The sequence below is a fragment of the Marinibacterium sp. SX1 genome, assembly GCF_050389775.1.
Classification (GTDB): Bacteria; Pseudomonadota; Alphaproteobacteria; order Rhodobacterales; family Rhodobacteraceae; genus Marinibacterium.
The window spans coordinates 1,380,001-1,398,494 of record NZ_CP177144.1 but is presented as its reverse complement, the minus strand read 5'-3'; the positions used below and the strand labels follow the sequence as shown (position 1 = coordinate 1,398,494).

Here is an 18,494-nt window from a genome sequence, read left to right as displayed (position 1 = left end):
TCCCCCAAAACGTCACGGTCGCGTGATCACTCGGCGGTGACGGCGTGGTTCATCACGTGGAAGATGTAGTTCTGTTCGATCGTGCCATCGAACAGATGCGCCCAGGGGCCCTTGGCATAGATCGCCACGTCTTCGCCCGAATGGGTTTCCGACGACATCGGGATCAGCGTCTGCTGGACGTAATCCACGTCGGTGGCTTCTTCCTGGGTCACGTCCGGGCGGGCGCCCGAATAGGTGCCGTCTTCCTGTTCGACCAGGACCGAGCCCGAGCCATTCAGGTAGCCCACGACAGTGTAGGGCTTGCCATCGGCGGCCAGGTTCGGCTCGCCGTTGTGCTCGATGCCGGTCTGCGACACGCCCATGCACAGGCCCAGGATGTCCGAGCCACGGCCGCAATAGCCGTTGAAGGCGATGGCATGTTCATGGTCGGCGGTGACGATGATCAGCGTGTCCTCGTCCGAGGTCAGCTCGTCGGCCATGGCCACGGCTTCGGCAAAGGCCACGCCGTCGGTCAGGGTGCGGGCGGCGTTGCCGGCATGGTTGGCGTGGTCGACACGGCCGGCCTCGATTTCCAGGTAATAGCCGTTCTCGTTCTTCGACAGGTACTCGATGGCCGCCTTGGTCATCTCGGCCAGCGACGGCTCGTCGGCGCGGTCGACCTCGTACATCATGTGGCTGTTTTCATAGAGCCCCAGGATCGGCGCGTCGGCCGTCAGGTCCAGCGCGTCGAAACCGGCCTGGTCGGTGACAAAGGCCGCGCCCAGGCCCTCGGCCCGCTCGACCAGGTTCACGCCGTCGGCGCGCCGGCCGGACAGGCCGCCCAGCTCGGTGCCGTCGGGCAGGAAGTAACGGCCGCCGCCGCCCATGGCAAAGTCGATCGTGCCGGCTTCCATGGCGTCGATCAGCTGGGTCGCGATGTCCTTCGAGCCCTCACAGCCCTCGGGCACGGCATCTTCCCAGTTGCGGTTGGCGGTCTTGGCATAAACGGCCGCCGGGGTGGCATGGGTGATGCGCGCGGTCGACACGATGCCCACCGACTTGTCCATGCCCGACACGATTTCCGAGAAGATCGTCAGCTTGTTGTCGGCTTCGGTCGAGCAATCGTCGTGGATGCCGTCTTCGCCCAGGTTGATCAGGTTGAAGCGCTGCTTGACGCCCGAGTTCATGGCGCCGGCCGTCGGAGCCGAATCCGGGGTCTGGGCGTTGATGTTGTAGGTCTTGACCAGGGCGCTGTAGAATTCGGGCTGCTCGTAGGGCATGACCCATTCTTCACCCAGCGCACCGTTCTGCTGGCCCATGAAGACGCGCGTGGCATAGTTGGTGCCCACGCCGTTGCCATCGGCAACCAGAACGATGACGTTCTTGGCCGTGGCCGTGTTGGCGGTACGGGCCAGGTGCGTTTCCAGCATTGCCTGGGCGTCCGTGAACCAGGTGCTGGACTGCTGCGGCAGGTCCTGGGCGAATGCGGCGGAGCCGGCCAGCATGGCGGCCAGCGTCAGCGTCTTTTTCATGTCCATCTCCATGGATTAGAGGATGGGCGCGGTGTAGGGCCGGCGTGTAACAGAATGATCAAACATGCCGAATTTTCCTGTGGAAACATTAGGTTACGTTATAACATATCACCTACCGGGGTGCCGATCCCTCCGGGCGGGACCGCCCGCATTTCATTCCGCCCTGCCCCCTTGAAAAGCCCGGACAATCTGCCAGTCTCGCCCCGTGACTTCGTTCTGCCCCGTCCCGCCTTGCCCTGCCACGCCCCGACCGGAGCCCTCCCGATGCAGATCGTCCTGCTGATCCTTGTCGCCCTGATCCTGGTTGCCGGGCTTGGCCTTCTGGCCGGCAACCGCAAGACCCGCGCCCTGGCCGAGGAGGCCCGGCGCAGCGTGCCGATGGCCGGTACCCTGGCCGAACTGCCCGGCGGGGCGATCCATTACCTCGATCTCGGCCCGCGCGACGCGCCGGCGCTGGTCATGATCCACGGGCTGGGCGGCCAGATGCATCATTTCACCTATGCCATGACCGGGCTGCTGCAGGGTGATTTCCGGCTGATCGTGATCGACCGGCCCGGCTGCGGCTATTCCCGGCGCGACGATCCGGGCGCCGCCGAACTGCCCGAACAGGCCCGCATGATCTGGGCCCTGCTCGACCGGCTCGACATCGCCCGCCCCGGCCTTGTCGGCCATTCGCTGGGCGGGGCCGTGGCCCTGGCCATGGCGCTGGAACGGCCCGATGCCGTGTCCTGCCTGGCCCTGCTGGCCCCCCTGACCCGCCCCGACGACACGCCCGCCCCGGCCTTTGACGGGCTCGACGTGCCGCGCATCTGGCAGCGCAACCTGCTGGCCCATACCTGGGCCGTGCCCATGGCCCGGGCCGGGGCGATCGAAACCCTGGGCCTGGTCTTTCACCCCGAACCCTGGCCATCGGATTTCCTCGAACGCGGCGGCGCCGGGCTGGGCCTGCGGCCCGAAGCCTTCATCGCCTCGGTCGAGGATTACGCCGCGGCCGATGGCATCGCCGCGCTCTGCCCCGATTACGCGACTGGGCTGAAGGCCCCCGGCGGGGTGCTCTTTGGCGTCGAGGACGCCATCCTGGATCCGCAGGTCCAGGGTCGGCCGATGGAAGAATTCGGACTGCAATTCAGCGCCTTGCCCGGTCGAGGGCATATGCTGCCGATCACTGCCCCGACCGAATGCGCGGCCTTTGTCCGGCGCATGGCCGGGCGTCGGACGGCCTGATCCCGCACCCGGGGCGCGCGGCCGGGTCATTAAAATGCGCGCGTTAAGAAGGTCGCAGGACTTCGCGGATATGCCTCGGGTGCTGAAGCATGCGACGGAGGTTTCCAGCATATGCGACTCTTTTCCATCGCGGCCATCCTGGCCGCGTTCGGCCTGCCCGCGCTGGCCGATGAATTCACCCCCATCATGCACGATTTCCTCGAGGTCGAGATCCGGCCCTGGGCCAGCGACCCGATCCTGATCGCGGCGGTGCGGGCCCAGAACACGCGACATGCCGGGCTGACCGGCGCCCAGATCGACGACCTGGATCGCGCCTGGCGGGCCGAGATCGGCGCCAGCGACACGCCGACGATCACGCCCGTGCTGAACAATTCGGCCGCCGACTTCCTGCGCGAGCGGATGGGCGAGGCCGGAGGCGCGATCACCGAGATCTTCATCATGGACGAACACGGGCTGAACGTCGCGGCCTCCAGCGCGACCTCGGACATGTGGCAGGGCGACGAGGCGAAGTTCACCGAAACCTATCCCCATGGCGCATCGGCGGTGCATATCGGCGATGTCGAATTCGATGAATCCGCCCAGATCTACCAGGGCCAGATCTCGATTCCGCTGGTCGATGGCGACACCGGCGAGGTCGTCGGCGCGATGACCGTTGGCGTGAATGCCGAAGCGCTGATGTGACCTGTCGGAGGATTGGACGATGACACTTCAGAAGAAACGACTGGCCGGCATGCCGATCTTCGTGAAGGCCCTGCTGCTGGTGCTGGTCAGTGCCGCCACCGTGACCGTGATCATGTCGGTCCAGTCCTCCCGGCTGATCCATCGCATGTCCGAGGAACAGCTGCTGGATCATGCCCATCTCGCCACAGAGGGCCTGGCCGCCAATGCCGCCGGGGCCCTGCGTTTCGGCAAGCATGACAAGATCCTGGCCGGGTTCGAAAGCCTTCAGGCCGCGAATGCCGAAACGCTGATCGGCATGCGTGCCTTCGATGGCGAAGGCGCCGGCGTGGTCGAAAGCGGCACCCTGCCCGGCGAGACGGCCCGGGCGTTGGATGCGCTGGCCGAAGAGGCGCGGACCACCGGCGCGGTGCAGATGGATACCTCGGGCTTCCGCATGGCCATCCCGGTGACCATGGGGGCCGACAACACGGTGGTCGGCGTGGTCACCAGCGCCTGGACCATCGCGCCGATGCGTGCGGCGATGCAGGCCGAGACGCGCAAGTCCTGGATGACCTCGCTGGCCATCCTGGCGGTCAGCCTGACGATCACGGCCTGGCTGATGCGGCGCTGGGTGTCGCGGCCCCTGGGCGATGTGACCGGGCTGATGATGCGGGTGTCCGACGGTGATCTCGACGTCACGGTCCCGCATGTCGACAAGGGCGACGAGGTCGGGCGCATTGCCCGCGCGCTGGAAGACCAGCGCCAGAAACTGCTCAAGGCGCAGGAGGCCGATTCCATCGCCCGCGAGGCGGCGGCCCGGGCCGAGGCGGCCAATGACCAGATCGCCCGCCAGCAAGAGGCCCAGCAGGCGGCCGTGATGGCCATCAGCAAGGGGCTCGAAGCCCTGGCCGAGGGCGATCTGACCTGCGCGATCCAGAACGCCTTCGGCGAGGAATACGAACCGCTGCGTCAGCATTTCAACCAGACCCTCCAGGGGCTGCAACAGGCGATGATCACGGTGCGGGACAATGCGCAGAGCATCCTGAACGGCGCCGAGGACATCAGCCGCGCCTCCGACGATCTCTCCAGCCGCACCGAATCCCAGGCGGCAACATTGGAAGAGGCAGTCGCGGCGCTGGACGAGCTGACGACCTCGATCAAGGCCGCGGCGGATGGGGCCAAGGAGGTCGAGGGCATCGTCCTCGAGGCCCGGTCCGATGCGGATCGGTCCGGCGAGGTTGTGCGCGACGCGGTCGATGCCATGACCGAGATCGAGACCAGCTCCAACCAGATCCAGCAGATCATCGCGGTGATCGACGACATCGCCTTTCAGACCAACCTGCTGGCGCTCAATGCCGGGGTCGAGGCCGCGCGGGCCGGCGAGGCGGGCAAGGGCTTTGCCGTTGTTGCCACCGAGGTCCGCGCCCTGGCCCAACGGTCCTCCGAAGCGGCGCTGGAGATCAAGTCGCTGATCGGCGGCGCGTCGCAACAGGTGGAACGGGGCGTGTCGCTGGTCGGACGCACGGGCGAAGCGCTGAGCTCGATCGTCTCGCAGGTCAACGAGATCTCGCGCCATATCACCGGCATCGCAACCTCGGCGCGCGAGCAATCGGAGGGTCTGAGCGAAATCACGGCGGGGATGAACCAGTTGGACAGCGCGACCCAGCAGAACGCGGCCATGGTCGAGGAGGCAACCGCCGCAACCCATACGCTGAAAGCCGAATCGCGCGAGTTGACCGACCTGGTGTCGCGCTTCAAGACCGGGGCCGGCACCGGCGCCGGATCGGATTTCGGCTCGGGCAGCTTCGCCGCCTGACCCGGCGTGTCGGCCTTTGGACGGATCCTGGCGCTGGCCTTAACGCCCCGGATGCTGGTCCTGTTGCTTGGCCGTCACCTCGCAAACGAAATAGGCCGCGCGTCCTTGCGGAACGCGCGGCCTTCCTTGTTGCGGGCCGAAAAATGGGCCCGCCGAGCAAACTCAGTCGGTGATCGAGCCTTCTTCGTCGCGGCGCTGTTTCATGCCCTTGCGCACCTTGCCCCCGATCAGGAGCGGCAGCAGGAAGCCGATGATCGCGATGGCCCAGAGCCCGATGGACAGGGGGCTGTCGACCAGCGTCCACCAATTGCCGTTGTCGATGGTCACCGCGCGACGCAGGTTGTTTTCCATCGAATTGCCCAGCAGCGTGCCCAGGATGATCGGGACCAGCGGCACGTCCAGCTTGCGCAGCACCCAGCCCATCACGCCGAAGCCGATCATCACCAGCAGATCAAAGGTCGAGCCCGAGATGCCATAGATCCCGACAAAGCTGACCATCGCCACGATCGGCATCAGGATCCGCGAGGGGATCATCAGCACGCGGGTGAACAGGCCGACCATCGGGATATTCATCGCCAGCAGCATGAAGTTGGCGATGAAGAGCGCCGCGATCAGGCCCCAGACAACATCCGGGTTCTGCGTGAAGAGCAGCGGCCCCGGGGTGATGTTCAGCGCCAGCAGAACCGCCAGCAGAACGGCCGTGGTCCCCGATCCGGGCACGCCGAGCGCCAGCATCGGCACCAGGGCGCCACCGGCCGCGGCATTGTTGCCGGCCTCGGGCGCGGCCACGCCACGCGGATCACCGGTGCCAAAAGTGCCGTCCTTGTCGACCAGCCGCTTTTCCATCGAATAGGAAATGAACGACCCCAGCGAGGCGCCCGCCCCCGGCAGAACCCCGGCGATGAAGCCCAGGACCGAGGTCCGCAGCATGGTCGGGGTGGTCTCGCGGATCATCGACAGCGGCGGGTAGAGCTTGCCGACCTTGATCTTCTGCCCATCGGCATCCGATCCGCCATGGCGATGTTCGAGGAAGATGAACACCTCGGACAGGGCGAAAAGACCGACGATCGCCACGAGGAAATCCAGCCCGTCATAGAGATGGACCTCGCCGAAGGTGAACCGCGGCACGCCGGTCTGGGTGTCGACACCGATGGTCGCCAGCCCCAGGCCAAGCGCCGCCGCAAAGGCCGATTTCGCCTGGTTGGTCGACGACACGCCGCCCAGGGTCATGAAGGCCAGGGCAAACAGCGCGAAATACTCGGCCGGGCCGAAGAGCAGCGCGATCTTGACCAGCTGCGGGGCCAGCAGGATCAGGCCCCAGGTCGCCAGAAAGGCGCCGATGAAGGACGCGATGCCCGACAGCGACAGGGCTTCGCCCGCCAGGCCCTTCTTGGCCATCGGGTGCCCGTCGAGACAGGTCATCATCGCCGGCTCGTCACCGGGAATGTTCAGCAGGATGGACGAGATCCGCCCGCCGTACATCGCCCCGTAATAGACCGAGGTCAGCAGGATCAGCGAAGGCGTCGCGCCCAGCCCCATGGTGAAGGCCAGCGGGATCAGGATCGCCACGCCGTTCGACGGGCCAAGCCCGGGCAGCGCGCCCATGATCGTGCCGAGGAAACAGCCCAGCAGAGCCAGCAGCAGGTTCTGCCAGGTCAGTGCAATGGCGAACCCGTCGCCCAGAGATGCAAAAAGGTCCATTCCGCCCTCCTAGAAGCCCAGCGGACCCCGGGCCAGCGACAGGCCCAGAACCAGGTGGAAGATGACATAGATGCCGACCGACGTGCCGATGCCCACGGCCACCGATTCAAGCGGCGACGATCCCAGCCGCCAGGCCAGGTAGGCCGCGGCGAATGCCGTTGCGACGACGAACCCGGCCACGGGCAGAAGTTCGGCATAGAGGATCAGCACCACGACCGAGGCCGCGACCTCGACGAAACGGCCCAGGGCCGGCCATTCGGGTTCTGCATCGGGGCGCAGCGCGATGACCAGGCTGGACAGGCCCAGGATGGATGCAATGATCAGGGGAAAGGCCTTTGGGCCGACGGCATCCGACAGGAAGCTTTCCTCGATCGCCAGGGCAGCGATTGCGTAACCGATAGCGAGGAGAATGCCGACGACCCCGAAGATGCGATCGCTCATGGCAATCTCCTTTTCGGGTGTCAGTGTAAGGTGGGGCGCCGCGCTTGCGCACGACGCCCGGTAGAAAGCCGCTCGACAGGCTTACTTGATGATGCCGATCTCGCGCGAAATCGACTGGATCTGGGCAACCGAATCCTCGACGAATTTCTGGAAATCCGCGCCCTGCAGGTCCAGCGGGGCCAGGCCGTTTGCGGCCATGACCTCTTTCCATTCGTCCGAGGCATAGAGATCGCCGACCTTGGACACCCAGGCGTCATAGGCTTCGTCGGTCATGCCGCCGGGGGCGTAGAACCCGCGCCAGTTGGCGCCGATCGCGTCGATGCCCTGCTCCTTGGCGGTCGGGAAATCGGCGAATTCGCCCTCCAGCCGCTCGGGTGCCAGCACGGCGATGACCTTGATGTCACCGCTGTCGACAAAGCCCTTGGCTTCGGAAATGTCGCCGGTGAAGGCCTGGACCGAACCGGCCAGCAGCTGGGTCACGGCCTCGCCGCCACCGTCGAAGGCGATGTACTTGACCGCGCGCACGTCTTCGATGCCATAGGCATTGGCCGCGATGAGCACCTTGAGGTGGTCCCAGCCGCCCACGGCCGAACCGCCGGCAACCGAGGTCGACCGCGGGTCTTCCTTGATGGCGTCCAGCAGCTGCGGCAGGGTTTCGATCTCGCTGTCGGCGGCCACGGCGATCACGCCGTAATCGGCACCGATCGAGGCCAGCCAGCGGACCTGGTCCATCGTGTTGCCCGGGTATGCACCCTGGGCCAGGCGGGTCGCCGTCGCCGACGATGCGGCCACGATCAGGTCGTTGCTGTCATTGCGCTTGTTGACGACCTCGGCAAAGGCCACGCCCCCGCCACCACCGGCCAGGTTAACGACCTGCATGGTCTTTTCGATCAGGCCCAGGTCCTGCAGCGACTTGCCGACCTGGCGGCAGGTAAAGTCCCAGCCACCGCCCGGGTTGGCCGGCGCGATGCATTCGGGGTTTTCCTGGGCCGATGCGGCAAAGGCCGACAGCGACAGGACAACGGCGGCCAGGGCGCCGCGGGTTGCGGTAAATGTCATGTGTTCCTCTCCTCAGATCATGCCGGCTCTCTGCGCCGGCATTTCCCCCCGCGAGGCTTGGGCCTCGGCCACTTCCCAGCGGAGTCGATCTTGTGTAACCAAGGTTCCTGTCATGAACCTGTCAGCCAGCCGACAGTTTCGCCCCGGCCCGGTCCGCCGGTGACCGGGCGAAGAACCAGCGAAGAACGGGATCCCCATGCGCATTCTGATGGTGGAAGACGCCGACGACCTGGCCGAAGGGGTCATCGCCCACCTGGCCCGCTCCGGGGTGGTCTGCGACCTGGCCCCCAGCATCGAGGACGCCCGCGATGCCCGCGCCGTGCAGCGCTACGATGCCGTGATCCTGGACATCAACCTGCCCGACGGCTCGGGCCTGTCGCTGCTGCGCGAGATGCGCGCGGCCGCCGACCGCACCCCGGTGCTGATGCTGACGGCCCTGGCCTCGGTCGACGACCGGGTCGAAGCGCTGGACCAGGGCGCGGATGATTACCTGGGCAAACCCTTTGACCAGCGCGAGCTGGAGGCCCGGCTGCGCGCGCTTGTCCGGCGCGAGGCCGACCGAAAGGAGGAACAGATCCAGCTGGGCGGGCTGAGCTATGCGCCCAAGGATCGCAGCGCCCTGCTGGACGGCCGCCGGCTGGACCTGACCCGGCGCGAGGCTGCCCTGCTGGATGCGCTGATCCGCCACCAGGGCCAGTTCCTGTCGAAAGAGCGCCTTTACGACAGCCTCTACGGGTTCGAGGACACCGATGTCGGGGTCAATGCCATCGAGCTCTACATCGCCCGGCTGCGCAAGAAATTTGCCGGCAGCGGCGTGTCGATCGCCACGCGGCGGGGGGTCGGGTATCGGATCGGGCGCGATGAGTGAACCGCGCAGCCTGGCCGTCCGGGTCCTGGCCGCGGTGCTTCTGATCCTGATGCTGGGCGCCGTGATGGTGACCAGCGCAACCTGGTGGAACGGCAGCCGGGCGGCGCGGCAATCCTATGACCGCATCCTGCTGGGCGCGGCCACCGACATCGCCGAATCCATCCGCCTGCGCAACGGCGCGCCCTTTGTCGACCTGCCCGTCTCGGCCTTTCAACTGCTGGCCCAGGCCCCCGACGACCGGGTCTATTACGTCGTCCGGGATTCCCGCGGGCGCACCGTCACCGGCCTGACCGACAGCGCCGAAGTGACCGCCCCGCGCACGCAATCCGTCGGCCCCGTCTACTGGGACGGCGCGCTGAACGGCGAGGCCGCGCGGTTCATCCGGGTCTCGCGGCTCTTTGCCGAACGCGATTTCTCGGGCTCGGTCGAGGTCATCGTCGGCCAGACCCGCCGGGCGCGGGTGGCCATGACCCGGCAGCTGATGGGCGATGCGCTCTGGCCGATGGCCCTGGCCGGCCTGCTGCTGATCGCCATGTCCTGGCTGGTGGTGCGCTCGGCTCTGCACCCGCTCGAAGCCCTGATCCAGGACCTGGCCCGGCGCGATCCGCGCGACCTGACCCCGATGGAAGCCGACCGCCTGCCCCGCGAATTGCAGCTGATGCTGGGCGCGATGAACCGGTTCATGGGCCGGATCGACGCCCAGGTCGAGGCCATGCGCAACCTGATTTCGGACACGGCCCACCAGCTGCGGACGCCGGTAGCGGCGATCCGCGTCCAGGCCGAAACGGCCCGCGACGCGGCCACGCCCCAGGCCAGGGACCGCGCCGTCGACCGGCTGCTGACGCGCACGCGGTCGCTGGGCGCCCTGCTCGACCAGCTGCTGTCGCGGGCCATGGTCATCCATCGCACCGACAGCGCCCCACGCGTGTCGGTCGACCTGCGCGAGGTGGCGCTGGACATCATCGAAAGCCGCGATCACGACCTGCTGGCCCCCGGCGCCGAGGTGCGGCTGCAGATCGGCGACCGGCCCGTGATGGTCCGGGCCGATGCCTTCTCGCTGGGCGAGGCCGCGCGCAACCTGCTGGCCAATGCGCTGAAACACGGCCGCCCGCCGGTCAGCATCGGCGCCTCGCACGAAGCCGGCATGGCCGTGCTCTGGGTGCGCGACAGCGGCGCGGGCCCCGACGAGACCATCGGCCAGCGCCTGGGCGACCGGTTCAACCGCTCGACCGGCACGCGCGAGGAAGGCACCGGGCTGGGCCTGTCGATCGTGGCCTCGGTCGCCCGGGCCTTTGGCGGCCGCGTGGCGATGGACCGCGAGGCCGATGGGTTTCGCACCGCCCTGGTCCTGCCCGGCGATCCCACCCCAAGCGACGAGGACAGCGCCCCGTGACCCGCCTGATTGCCCTGATCTGTCTTTGCCTTATGCCCCTGACCGCCCCTGCATTGGCCCAGGAGGCCACGGCCACCTTTGGCCAGGGCGACACGCCGATGCTGGTGCGCTCGACCACCGACATCCGCATCCTGCGGCCGGTGCTCGACCGCTTCGCCGCGCTGAACCCCGACCTGGCGATCACCTATGAACAATGGGGGTCGAACCCGCTGTTCGACCTCAGCCGCGCGGCCTGCCGGGGCCAGGGCCAGCCGGCCGATGCCGTGCTGTCCTCGGCCGTGCAGCACCTGGTCTGGCTGGTCAATGCGGCCTGCGCCCGCCGCTATCGCTCGCCGGCCACCGCCGCCCTGCCCGCCGCCCGGCGCTGGCGCGACGAGCTGTGGGGCGTGACCACCGAACCGGCCGTCATCGCCTATAACACCGCCGCGATTTCCGGCGAGGACATCCCCCGCGACCGGTTCGCCCTTCTCGATGCCATGCGCTCGCGCCCGGAATTCTACCGTGGTCGCATTGCCACCTATGACATCTCGGCCTCGGGGCTGGGCTATCTCTTTGCCTTTTCCGACAGCCTGGAGGCCACGACCTTTGGCTCGATGCTGGAAGGTCTGGCCCGGGTCGATGCCGTGGCCACCTGCTGTTCGACCGAGATCATCAGCGGCGTGGCCGAGGGCCGGTTTGTCATGGCCTACAACGTGCTGGGGTCCTACATCGGGGCCAATCCGCCGCCCGGGCTAGGCATGGTCCTGCCCGAGGATTACACGCTGATCCTGTCGCGCGGCTTCATGATCCCCGACAATGCGCCCAATGGCGAGGCCGGCATCCGCCTGCTGGAATTCCTGCTGGGCAGCGAGGCCCGGGGCCTGCTGGCCGCGGCCGGGCTGTTGTCGAGCTTTGACCGGGCCGAAAGCGGCCTGGCGGCCAGCAGCAGGCGGTTCATCTCGCTGTCCCCGGCCCTGCTGGTTGCGCTGGATACCAACCGGCGGACCAGCCTGTTCGACCTCTGGTCCACCGCCTTTCAGAACGTCGCCGCGCCCTGATTCCGGCCCGTGATCCAGCGCCTCACGCGTGGTCGCGGAAAGGGTCCGGCCCGCGTTTCCCGCGACCCGTGCGCCTCGGCCAGACCGGATCAGGGCTCGCGCCGGCCCGGCGCGATGGCCGCGAACAATTGCAGGACTGTCAGGGCAATCGCCGGCAGCAGCGAGAGGAACAGCAACCAGGGATCGCTGAGGCTACGGTCGATAACGTTGGACGAAATGATCGACGGCGCGCTGCCCAGCCGGTCGACGCGCAGGTGGTTGCGCCCCAATGGCGACACCACCTGAAACCGCATCACCTTGTCCTCGCTTATGAAAAACCCGGTCACCTCGGCCGAAGCCTCACCGCTGTCATCGACGATGCGGATGCGGTCGCCGGAAAAGAAATCCCCCGATTTCACGCTGACCGTGCTGGTACCAAAGACCTGTGGCTCGCGGATCTCGTAGCGGCCGCTCAGCACGATCCGCCCCACCCCCGATGACGCCACCTCGCCGATCGCGATCCGGCCGGTGAAGGCAAACGAGCCGGCCGCGCGCCAGGCATCGGCCGGCACCTTCAGGATCGACCCGGGCCGGGGCGTCAGGTCGTTCACCCGCACGGCGCCCGGCGCATTGTCGGCCAGGAACAGGATGTCGAGCGTGCCCGTCTCGGAGGTAGCATCGAAAAGCAGGCGGGCGTCCTTTGCAAAGGTGATCTCGACCTCGGACAGGTCCAGTTCCTCGAAGAGCACCGGGTCGCAGGCCCGTTCAACTGTCTCCTCCACGGCACCGGTTCGCAGCCGGTTTTCACGGCGCGCGCAAAGCGTGGCCCGGGGCACGCGCCAATGGCTGGTCAGGTTGCGGGAAAAGGTGATTTCGGCCCCGGCCGTGGCCACGGAAATCACGTGGGATTGCTTGAATTGCAGGGAATAGGCAATCCAGATCAGAACGATCAGAACGGAAAACAGAAAGGCCGCGCCTTTCGCACCAAGGCGAAACCGGGCCCATGCACCGCTGGTCCGACCGGTATTCATCGGGCGGGCACGACCTCGATGAAATGCGGGCGGTCGGAGCGGCCCGAACGGATGCGGTTAATCTGTATTTCGGCCCCCTCCGCCAGCCCGCTTTCGGGGATCGGACAGGTGAAATCAAAGGCCACGTGATTGGCCGCGCCGGTCTTGTGGCAATCGACATCAGCGCCGTCGGCCAGAATGACATAGACCTCGTCGGCGGCGTAGGAATTGACCAAAAGCACGTAATCCGAGGGAGAGCCCGGCACCTCTTCGTTCCAGCTGAGCGGGGTGACGACCGCGCCACGGGCGTCGCAATGGCCCTGGCTCAGCATGGCAGCGAAATGATCGCGATCCGTGCTGCGCAGATAGTCATTGTATCTTGACTGAATGGGAACCGAAACAACGCCCCCGGCCCAATTCGCCGGGACGGCATATTCGCCATAGGCCTCATAGCGCCCGTCCTGCGAAACCAGGGTCAGGCAGACATCGCTTCCGCCCCAGGCCCGGGGCACAAGGGCTTCGATATGGGGTTTGTGTTCCGCCTGCTGGCCGACCGACATGAAACCGGCGACAATATTGCCTGAAATCTGTGCCTTGTCGCCAAGGCTTTCGCTGAGAGGGCTGGTCGGGTTCAGCTCTTCGGCGCGCAGTGGGCAAGCGGCCAAAGCTGCCAGGAGGAAGCCGGTTGCGTTACGCCACATGATCACCTCTAATTCAGGCAGTAATTCGATAGTGCCTGCGAATCATGAAGCCGCGCAATTCCATTTCAATGTCGCTCATTGCCTGGTGTGTCATATGTGTCGCGGCCCAGGCCGAGGTCGTGGCGGTCAATCGGGGCGCGGGGCATGGCTTTCTCTTCAACGATGGCGCGGCCTGTTACATCTTTCTGCCCAGCCACGTGCACGGCCGGAACCTCCGCCTGACCTACGAGGGCAGCGGCCCGCGCCAGACGGGAACGGCCGATGTCTTTGACGTCGAGGTGCGCACGATGGACCTGTCCATCGCCCAGGTCTCCACGGACAGCCCTGGGGCGTGCGGTACGGCCTGGAACGAGATGCTGACCTGGTCGCCGCCGGATCTGACCGACCTGGGGGCGGTCACGCTGCGGCGCGTGCCGGGCGCGGGGCGGGTCAAGAACACGCCGATGACCATCATCGAGGCCGACCGCGACAGTTTCGACGCCCGGGTGGCCGGCAGTTTCGACAGCGACATGATCCACAAGGGCACAAGCGAGGCGATTGCCTACCTGGGCGACACGGCCCTGGGCATGGCCATTCAGGCCCCCAACCCGCAAGAAGCCCGGTTCCTGGCGTTGACCAGCATCATGCCCGCCCTGGCCGAACGGCTGGCTCTGCCGACCGTGCTGCGCCCGGCCTGGGATTCGGACATCGCCCCGACGGGGCCGACCACGCGCGACCCGGCCGCCGACCTGTCCCGGCCGCCGCCGCCGATCTATACCTATGACGACGACGGCGACACGCTGCGCCCCACGATCTACCACGGAGAACGGAAGAGCCCATGATGACACCCTGGATGAAAGCGGTCGCCACGGCCCTGGCGTTGATTGGTCCCGTGGCCACCACAGCCCAGGAGGTGGACCAGGGCAAGTTGTCGCCCGGCTGGATGATGCATTTCTATCCGATCACCGACACGGGCAAGCCGGACAGCCCGAGCGGCCGGTCGATTGCAACGCTGTTGTTGAAGGATGGCTTTCCGGTGCGGTATCGCGACCCGTTTGCGATGGAACCGGCGCTGAAGAAATACAGTGACAGGTTCTGGTTGCTGGAATTCGACGGATATCTCGACCTGTCGGAAAGCGGGCCGTACACCTTTGCCCTGACCTATGTCTTTGATGACACGGCGGCCTGTGGTGCCCGGCTGGAACTGGAAGGCAAGACGGTTGTCGAACTGCCGCTGCCGGATAAAAGGCAATATGCGCCCCTGAACGCCTACGCCGATCTGACGCTCGAAGCCGGTCTCTACCGGTCCCGGACGCAGGTCTATTGCACCAGTTTCACCTCCAACAGCTTGGATCCCGAGTTCGAAGTTTCGGTCCGCGGGCCGAGTGACGCAATCCTGGCGCCGGTGTCGGCCAACATGATGAAATACCTGCGACGCTGATAAGCGCCCTGCCCCACGGCCCGGCATCGCTCTGTCCTGTTTCATCGGGTCAAAAGGGCGGCGCCCGGTCAGGGGCAACGCGAGCGCAGGCAGCGATATTCAGATTTACCAATCCCCTAACGCAAAAAGCGCCCCTTGCTGGGGCGCTGTTTGCGATCTTGATTGCTACATCATTTAGAGAGGCTTGGCTTTTTGCTAGGTTTGGCGGTGAGCTACTCTCCCACGTCTTGAGACGCAGTACCATTGCCGCGGCGGCACTTAACTTCCGGGTTCGGGAAGGGACCGGGTGTTTTGCTCGCGCTATGGCCACCAAACCGAGTAAAAAGCCAACGTCGCGCTTTGCGCGACGGGCGCCAGGCAGCGTCTTTTGCATGGCAAAAGGCGCGTTGGCGCACGTTGACGTTCCAGGCGCGCATGTGAGGATGTCACATGCGGCCTGCAGTCAATATCAACGTGTTGTCCAGGTTTTGTACATCATGTGATGTGTATGCGATTTGGTCTGATTTGGGTAACAGTCTGCCTGTTACTGGATCAAATCAAGCCTATCGGGCCATTAGTACCGGTCAGCTGAACGTATCGCTACGCTTACACCTCCGGCCTATCGACGTGGTCGTCTACCACGGCCCTCAGGGAGACCTTGTTTTGAGGGGGGCTTCCCGCTTAGATGCCTTCAGCGGTTATCCTGTCCGATCATAGCTACCCAGCACTGCTATTGGCATAACAACTGGTCCACCAGTGGATCGTTCACCCCGGTCCTCTCGTACTAGGGGCAACTCCTCTCAAGTCTCCTACACCCACGGCAGATAGGGACCGAACTGTCTCACGACGTTCTAAACCCAGCTCACGTACCTCTTTAAACGGCGAACAGCCGTACCCTTGGGACCTGCTCCAGCCCCAGGATGAGATGAGCCGACATCGAGGTGCCAAACACTGCCGTCGATATGGACTCTTGGGCAGTATCAGCCTGTTATCCCCGGCGTACCTTTTATCCGTTGAGCGATGGCCCTTCCACTCGGGACCACCGGATCACTATGGCCGTCTTTCGACTCTGCTCGACTTGTCAGTCTTGCAGTCAGGCTGGCTTCTGCCATTGCACTCAACGAGCGATTTCCGACCGCTCTGAGCCAACCTTCGCGCGCCTCCGTTACGCTTTAGGAGGCGACCGCCCCAGTCAAACTACCCACCACAGAGGGTCCCGGACCCGGATAACGGGCCGCGGTTAGACAACAAGAATGCGAAGGGTGGTATCTCAAGGGAGGCTCCACGGAAACTGGCGTTCCCGGTTCAAAGCCTACCACCTATCCTGCACATCCCAGTCCTGTTGCCAGTCTGAAGTTGTAGTAAAGGTGCACGGGGTCTTTCCGTCTAACCGCGGGAAGCCTGCATCTTGACAGGCAATTCAATTTCGCTGAGTCGATGTTGGAGACAGCGGGGAAGTCGTTACGCCATTCGTGCAGGTCGGAACTTACCCGACAAGGAATTTCGCTACCTTAGGACCGTTATAGTTACGGCCGCCGTTTACCTGGGCTTCAATTCAGAGCTCTCACCCCTCCTTTTAACCTTCAGGCACCGGGCAGGCGTCAGACCCTATACGTCGTCTTGCGACTTCGCAGAGCCCTGTGTTTTTAATAAACAGTCGCCACCCCCTGGTTTGTGCCCCCGGCACTCATGTACCGGGCCTCCTTCTCGCGAACTTACGGAGGTATTTTGCCGAGTTCCTTCAACATCGTTCTCTCAAGCGCCTTGGTATGCTCTACCAGTCCACCTGTGTCGGTTTAGGGTACGGTCTGATGGAGGGCTATTTCCAGGAACCGTCTTGGATACGCATCAATCCGATAAGATACGCACGCCGCCACGATCCGTCACATCCTCCTGGCCCAGTAATATTAAACTGGTTCCCATCGCCTACGCCTTTCGGCCTCGGCTTAGGGGCCGGCTTACCCTGCTCAGATTAGCTTTAAGCAGGAACCCTTGGACTTTCGGCGAGAGTGTCTCTCACACTCTTTGTCGCTACTCATGTCATCATTCTCGCTAGTGATCTCTCCACCGGATGGCTCACGCCCCGGCTTCATCGAAAGCCTCTTGTCTCCAATGCAGGCGAACCTGCTAAGGAGACATGAGACTATGTCACACTACGCTCTGCTACCATGCCTTACGGCATCCTCAGCTTCGGCTCATGGCTTGAGCCCCGTTACATCTTCGCCGCAGGACAACTTGTTTAGACCAGTGAGCTGTTACGCTATCTTTAAAGGATGGCTGCTTCTAAGCCAACCTCCTGGTTGTTTTGGTCGTCCCACCTGCTTTCCCACTTAGCCATGAATTGGGGGCCTTAGCTGGAGGTCAGGGTTGTTTCCCTCTCCACTACGGGCGTTAGCACCCGCAGTGTGTCTGCCATCTAGTACTCCCGGGTATTCGGAGTTTGGTTAGGATCAGTAAGCCTGTGGGGCCCCATTACCCATCCAGTGCTCTACCCCCCGGGGTATTCGGATGACGCTCTACCTAAATAGATTTCGCAGAGAACCAGCTATCTCCGAGTTTGATTGGCCTTTCACCCCTAGGCACAATTCATCCCGACCTTTTTCAACAGGTGTGGGTTCGGCCCTCCAGTTGGTGTTACCCAACCTTCAGCCTGATCATGCCTAGATCACTCGGTTTCGGGTCTGATCCCACGAACTCGACGCCCTATTAAGACTCGCTTTCGCTGCGCCTACACCTAACGGCTTAAGCTTGCACGTGAGACCAAGTCGATGACCCATTATACAAAAGGTACGCCGTCACCCCGAAGGGCTCCGACTGATTGTAGGCGTTCGGTTTCAGGTACTGTTTCACTCCCCTCGTCGGGGTGCTTTTCACCTTTCCCTCACGGTACTGGTTCACTATCGGTCAGTAAGGAGTACTTAGCCTTCGGAGGTGGTCCTCCGATCTTCGAACAGGATTTCACGTGTCCCGCCCTACTTAATACGTCCCATCGAGCTTAGAATACGGGGCTGTCACCCGCTATGGCCATGCTTCCCAACATGTTCTTCTCACTCTCAAGGCTCGGCTGGTCCCCGTTCGCTCGCCGCTACTAGGGGAGTATCTATTGATGTCCTTTCCTCCGGGTACTTAGATGTTTCAGTTCCCCGGGTTTGCTCTTAAAACCCTATGTATTCAGGTAATAAGTACCAGATTAAGCCCGCTATAAGCTGCCATAAGGCAATTATAACAAACTTTCTGGTGGGTTGCCCCATTCGGAAATTCCTGGATCAAAGCTTATTCTCAGCTCCCCAGGACTTATCGCAGAGTATCACGTCCTTCATCGCCTCTTACTGCCAAGGCATTCACCAAACGCCCTTCTCGCGCTTGATTTGATCCAGAAAGAGACAGACATGATATAATGCCCTACCGCTTTGCTACTTGAGGGCAATGGGTGCCCAAAGGTAGCGGGTAGAACGATCAAGATCCATCGCGATCGATATGGGAAGCTGGAACAACCCTCGATCCCTGTTTCCGGACCAAAAAGCATACTATCCCAGATCCATTACTCCCGAACATCGCCACTCGTGCTTTCGCTTGCGATGCCCAGGATCCAATGGATCCTTGGTTAGTGTACTTGACTTGGACAACTCTGTTCGTTTCAGCCGCGATACAATCGGACGAGCGAGGAAGCACTCGGTCCGGCTGCCGCCTCTTCT

Annotated in this window: 14 protein-coding genes and 2 rRNA genes; 8 read left to right on the top strand and 8 right to left on the bottom strand. The window is 64.2% G+C overall.

All coding sequences use genetic code 11. The features are described 5' to 3' along the window. Positions 1-26 precede the first annotated feature (26 nt). On the bottom strand, positions 27-1,511 hold the full coding sequence (locus tag ACK3BB_RS06200; protein WP_428927854.1) for an alkaline phosphatase: 1,485 nt from the start codon (positions 1,509-1,511) through the stop codon (positions 27-29). A gap of 264 nt (positions 1,512-1,775) precedes the next feature. On the opposite strand from ACK3BB_RS06200, the gene ACK3BB_RS06195 reads away from it, so the two are divergent. The 3 genes from ACK3BB_RS06195 to ACK3BB_RS06185 all read left to right on the top strand — a co-directional run bounded on the left by ACK3BB_RS06195 (position 1,776) and on the right by ACK3BB_RS06185 (position 5,211). Beyond that, the gene (locus tag ACK3BB_RS06195; RefSeq protein ID WP_428927853.1) at positions 1,776-2,735 is read left to right on the top strand and encodes an alpha/beta fold hydrolase; all 960 of its coding nucleotides are present in this window, start codon (positions 1,776-1,778) and stop codon (positions 2,733-2,735) included. Between the two features lie 111 nt (positions 2,736-2,846). Then, the gene (locus ACK3BB_RS06190; RefSeq protein WP_428927852.1) at positions 2,847-3,416 is read left to right on the top strand and encodes a hypothetical protein; all 570 of its coding nucleotides are present in this window, start codon (positions 2,847-2,849) and stop codon (positions 3,414-3,416) included. Positions 3,417-3,435: 19 nt separating this feature from the next. Continuing rightward, positions 3,436-5,211 carry a methyl-accepting chemotaxis protein gene (locus ACK3BB_RS06185; protein ID WP_428927851.1) on the top strand — a complete coding sequence of 592 codons (1,776 nt, stop codon included), beginning with the start codon at positions 3,436-3,438 and terminating at the stop codon, positions 5,209-5,211. Between the two features lie 162 nt (positions 5,212-5,373). Here ACK3BB_RS06185 and ACK3BB_RS06180 read toward each other — a convergent pair whose 3' ends face one another. The 3 genes from ACK3BB_RS06180 to ACK3BB_RS06170 form a co-directional block, all read right to left on the bottom strand. Then, positions 5,374-6,912, bottom strand: coding sequence for a tripartite tricarboxylate transporter permease (locus tag ACK3BB_RS06180; RefSeq protein WP_428927850.1), 1,539 nt, complete (start codon positions 6,910-6,912; stop codon positions 5,374-5,376). Positions 6,913-6,921: 9 nt separating this feature from the next. Then, complete coding sequence (locus ACK3BB_RS06175; protein WP_428927849.1) at positions 6,922-7,353, bottom strand: tripartite tricarboxylate transporter TctB family protein; 432 nt, start codon at positions 7,351-7,353, stop codon at positions 6,922-6,924. 81 nt (positions 7,354-7,434) lie between these two features. Then, positions 7,435-8,412, bottom strand: a complete 978-nt coding sequence (locus ACK3BB_RS06170; protein ID WP_428927848.1) for a Bug family tripartite tricarboxylate transporter substrate binding protein — start codon at positions 8,410-8,412, stop codon at positions 7,435-7,437. A 196-nt stretch (positions 8,413-8,608) separates the two neighbouring features. Here ACK3BB_RS06170 and ACK3BB_RS06165 point away from each other — a divergent pair, with 196 nt between their 5' ends. From ACK3BB_RS06165 to ACK3BB_RS06155, 3 genes are read left to right on the top strand one after another with little or no spacing between them, the layout of a single operon-like run. Continuing rightward, complete coding sequence (locus ACK3BB_RS06165; RefSeq protein WP_428927847.1) at positions 8,609-9,280, top strand: response regulator transcription factor; 672 nt, start codon at positions 8,609-8,611, stop codon at positions 9,278-9,280. Further along, entirely contained in the window at positions 9,273-10,673 is a 1,401-nt protein-coding gene (locus ACK3BB_RS06160; protein ID WP_428927846.1) for a sensor histidine kinase, read from the top strand. The genes ACK3BB_RS06165 and ACK3BB_RS06160 overlap by 8 nt, the downstream gene beginning before the upstream one ends. Beyond that, complete coding sequence (locus ACK3BB_RS06155) at positions 10,670-11,710, top strand: ABC transporter substrate-binding protein (protein ID WP_428927845.1); 1,041 nt, start codon at positions 10,670-10,672, stop codon at positions 11,708-11,710. Before ACK3BB_RS06160 ends, ACK3BB_RS06155 begins: the two co-directional genes overlap by 4 nt. Before the next feature lie 89 nt (positions 11,711-11,799). Here the strand turns inward: ACK3BB_RS06155 and ACK3BB_RS06150 are convergent, their stop codons facing one another. Together ACK3BB_RS06150 and ACK3BB_RS06145 are read right to left on the bottom strand one after the other, a co-directional pair. Next, positions 11,800-12,720, bottom strand: a complete 921-nt coding sequence (locus tag ACK3BB_RS06150; protein WP_428927844.1) for a hypothetical protein — start codon at positions 12,718-12,720, stop codon at positions 11,800-11,802. Next, positions 12,717-13,400, bottom strand: coding sequence for a hypothetical protein (locus ACK3BB_RS06145; RefSeq protein WP_428927843.1), 684 nt, complete (start codon positions 13,398-13,400; stop codon positions 12,717-12,719). Before ACK3BB_RS06145 ends, ACK3BB_RS06150 begins: the two co-directional genes overlap by 4 nt. Before the next feature lie 68 nt (positions 13,401-13,468). Between ACK3BB_RS06145 and ACK3BB_RS06140 the strand changes: the two genes are divergently transcribed. Then, positions 13,469-14,221, top strand: coding sequence for a hypothetical protein (locus ACK3BB_RS06140; RefSeq protein WP_428927842.1), 753 nt, complete (start codon positions 13,469-13,471; stop codon positions 14,219-14,221). Next, complete coding sequence (locus tag ACK3BB_RS06135; RefSeq protein WP_428927841.1) at positions 14,218-14,820, top strand: hypothetical protein; 603 nt, start codon at positions 14,218-14,220, stop codon at positions 14,818-14,820. The genes ACK3BB_RS06140 and ACK3BB_RS06135 overlap by 4 nt, the downstream gene beginning before the upstream one ends. Before the next feature lie 199 nt (positions 14,821-15,019). Here the strand turns inward: ACK3BB_RS06135 and rrf are convergent. Both rrf and ACK3BB_RS06125 read right to left on the bottom strand, forming a co-directional pair. Further along, a 5S ribosomal RNA gene (gene rrf / locus ACK3BB_RS06130) occupies positions 15,020-15,134 on the bottom strand. 218 nt (positions 15,135-15,352) lie between these two features. Next, positions 15,353-18,168, bottom strand: a 23S ribosomal RNA gene (locus ACK3BB_RS06125). Positions 18,169-18,494: the final 326 nt, after the last annotated feature.

Coding starts and splice junctions, on each gene's coding strand:
- ACK3BB_RS06165 (WP_428927847.1), top strand. CDS start 8,609: ATGCGCATTCTGATGGTGGAAGACGCCGACGACCTGGCCGAAGGGGTC.
- ACK3BB_RS06200 (WP_428927854.1), bottom strand. CDS start 1,511: ATGAAAAAGACGCTGACGCTGGCCGCCATGCTGGCCGGCTCCGCCGCA.
- ACK3BB_RS06145 (WP_428927843.1), bottom strand. CDS start 13,400: ATGTGGCGTAACGCAACCGGCTTCCTCCTGGCAGCTTTGGCCGCTTGC.
- ACK3BB_RS06180 (WP_428927850.1), bottom strand. CDS start 6,912: ATGGACCTTTTTGCATCTCTGGGCGACGGGTTCGCCATTGCACTGACC.
- ACK3BB_RS06150 (WP_428927844.1), bottom strand. CDS start 12,720: ATGAATACCGGTCGGACCAGCGGTGCATGGGCCCGGTTTCGCCTTGGT.
- ACK3BB_RS06140 (WP_428927842.1), top strand. CDS start 13,469: ATGTCGCTCATTGCCTGGTGTGTCATATGTGTCGCGGCCCAGGCCGAG.
- ACK3BB_RS06135 (WP_428927841.1), top strand. CDS start 14,218: ATGATGACACCCTGGATGAAAGCGGTCGCCACGGCCCTGGCGTTGATT.
- ACK3BB_RS06195 (WP_428927853.1), top strand. CDS start 1,776: ATGCAGATCGTCCTGCTGATCCTTGTCGCCCTGATCCTGGTTGCCGGG.
- ACK3BB_RS06190 (WP_428927852.1), top strand. CDS start 2,847: ATGCGACTCTTTTCCATCGCGGCCATCCTGGCCGCGTTCGGCCTGCCC.
- ACK3BB_RS06185 (WP_428927851.1), top strand. CDS start 3,436: ATGACACTTCAGAAGAAACGACTGGCCGGCATGCCGATCTTCGTGAAG.
- ACK3BB_RS06160 (WP_428927846.1), top strand. CDS start 9,273: ATGAGTGAACCGCGCAGCCTGGCCGTCCGGGTCCTGGCCGCGGTGCTT.
- ACK3BB_RS06170 (WP_428927848.1), bottom strand. CDS start 8,412: ATGACATTTACCGCAACCCGCGGCGCCCTGGCCGCCGTTGTCCTGTCG.
- ACK3BB_RS06175 (WP_428927849.1), bottom strand. CDS start 7,353: ATGAGCGATCGCATCTTCGGGGTCGTCGGCATTCTCCTCGCTATCGGT.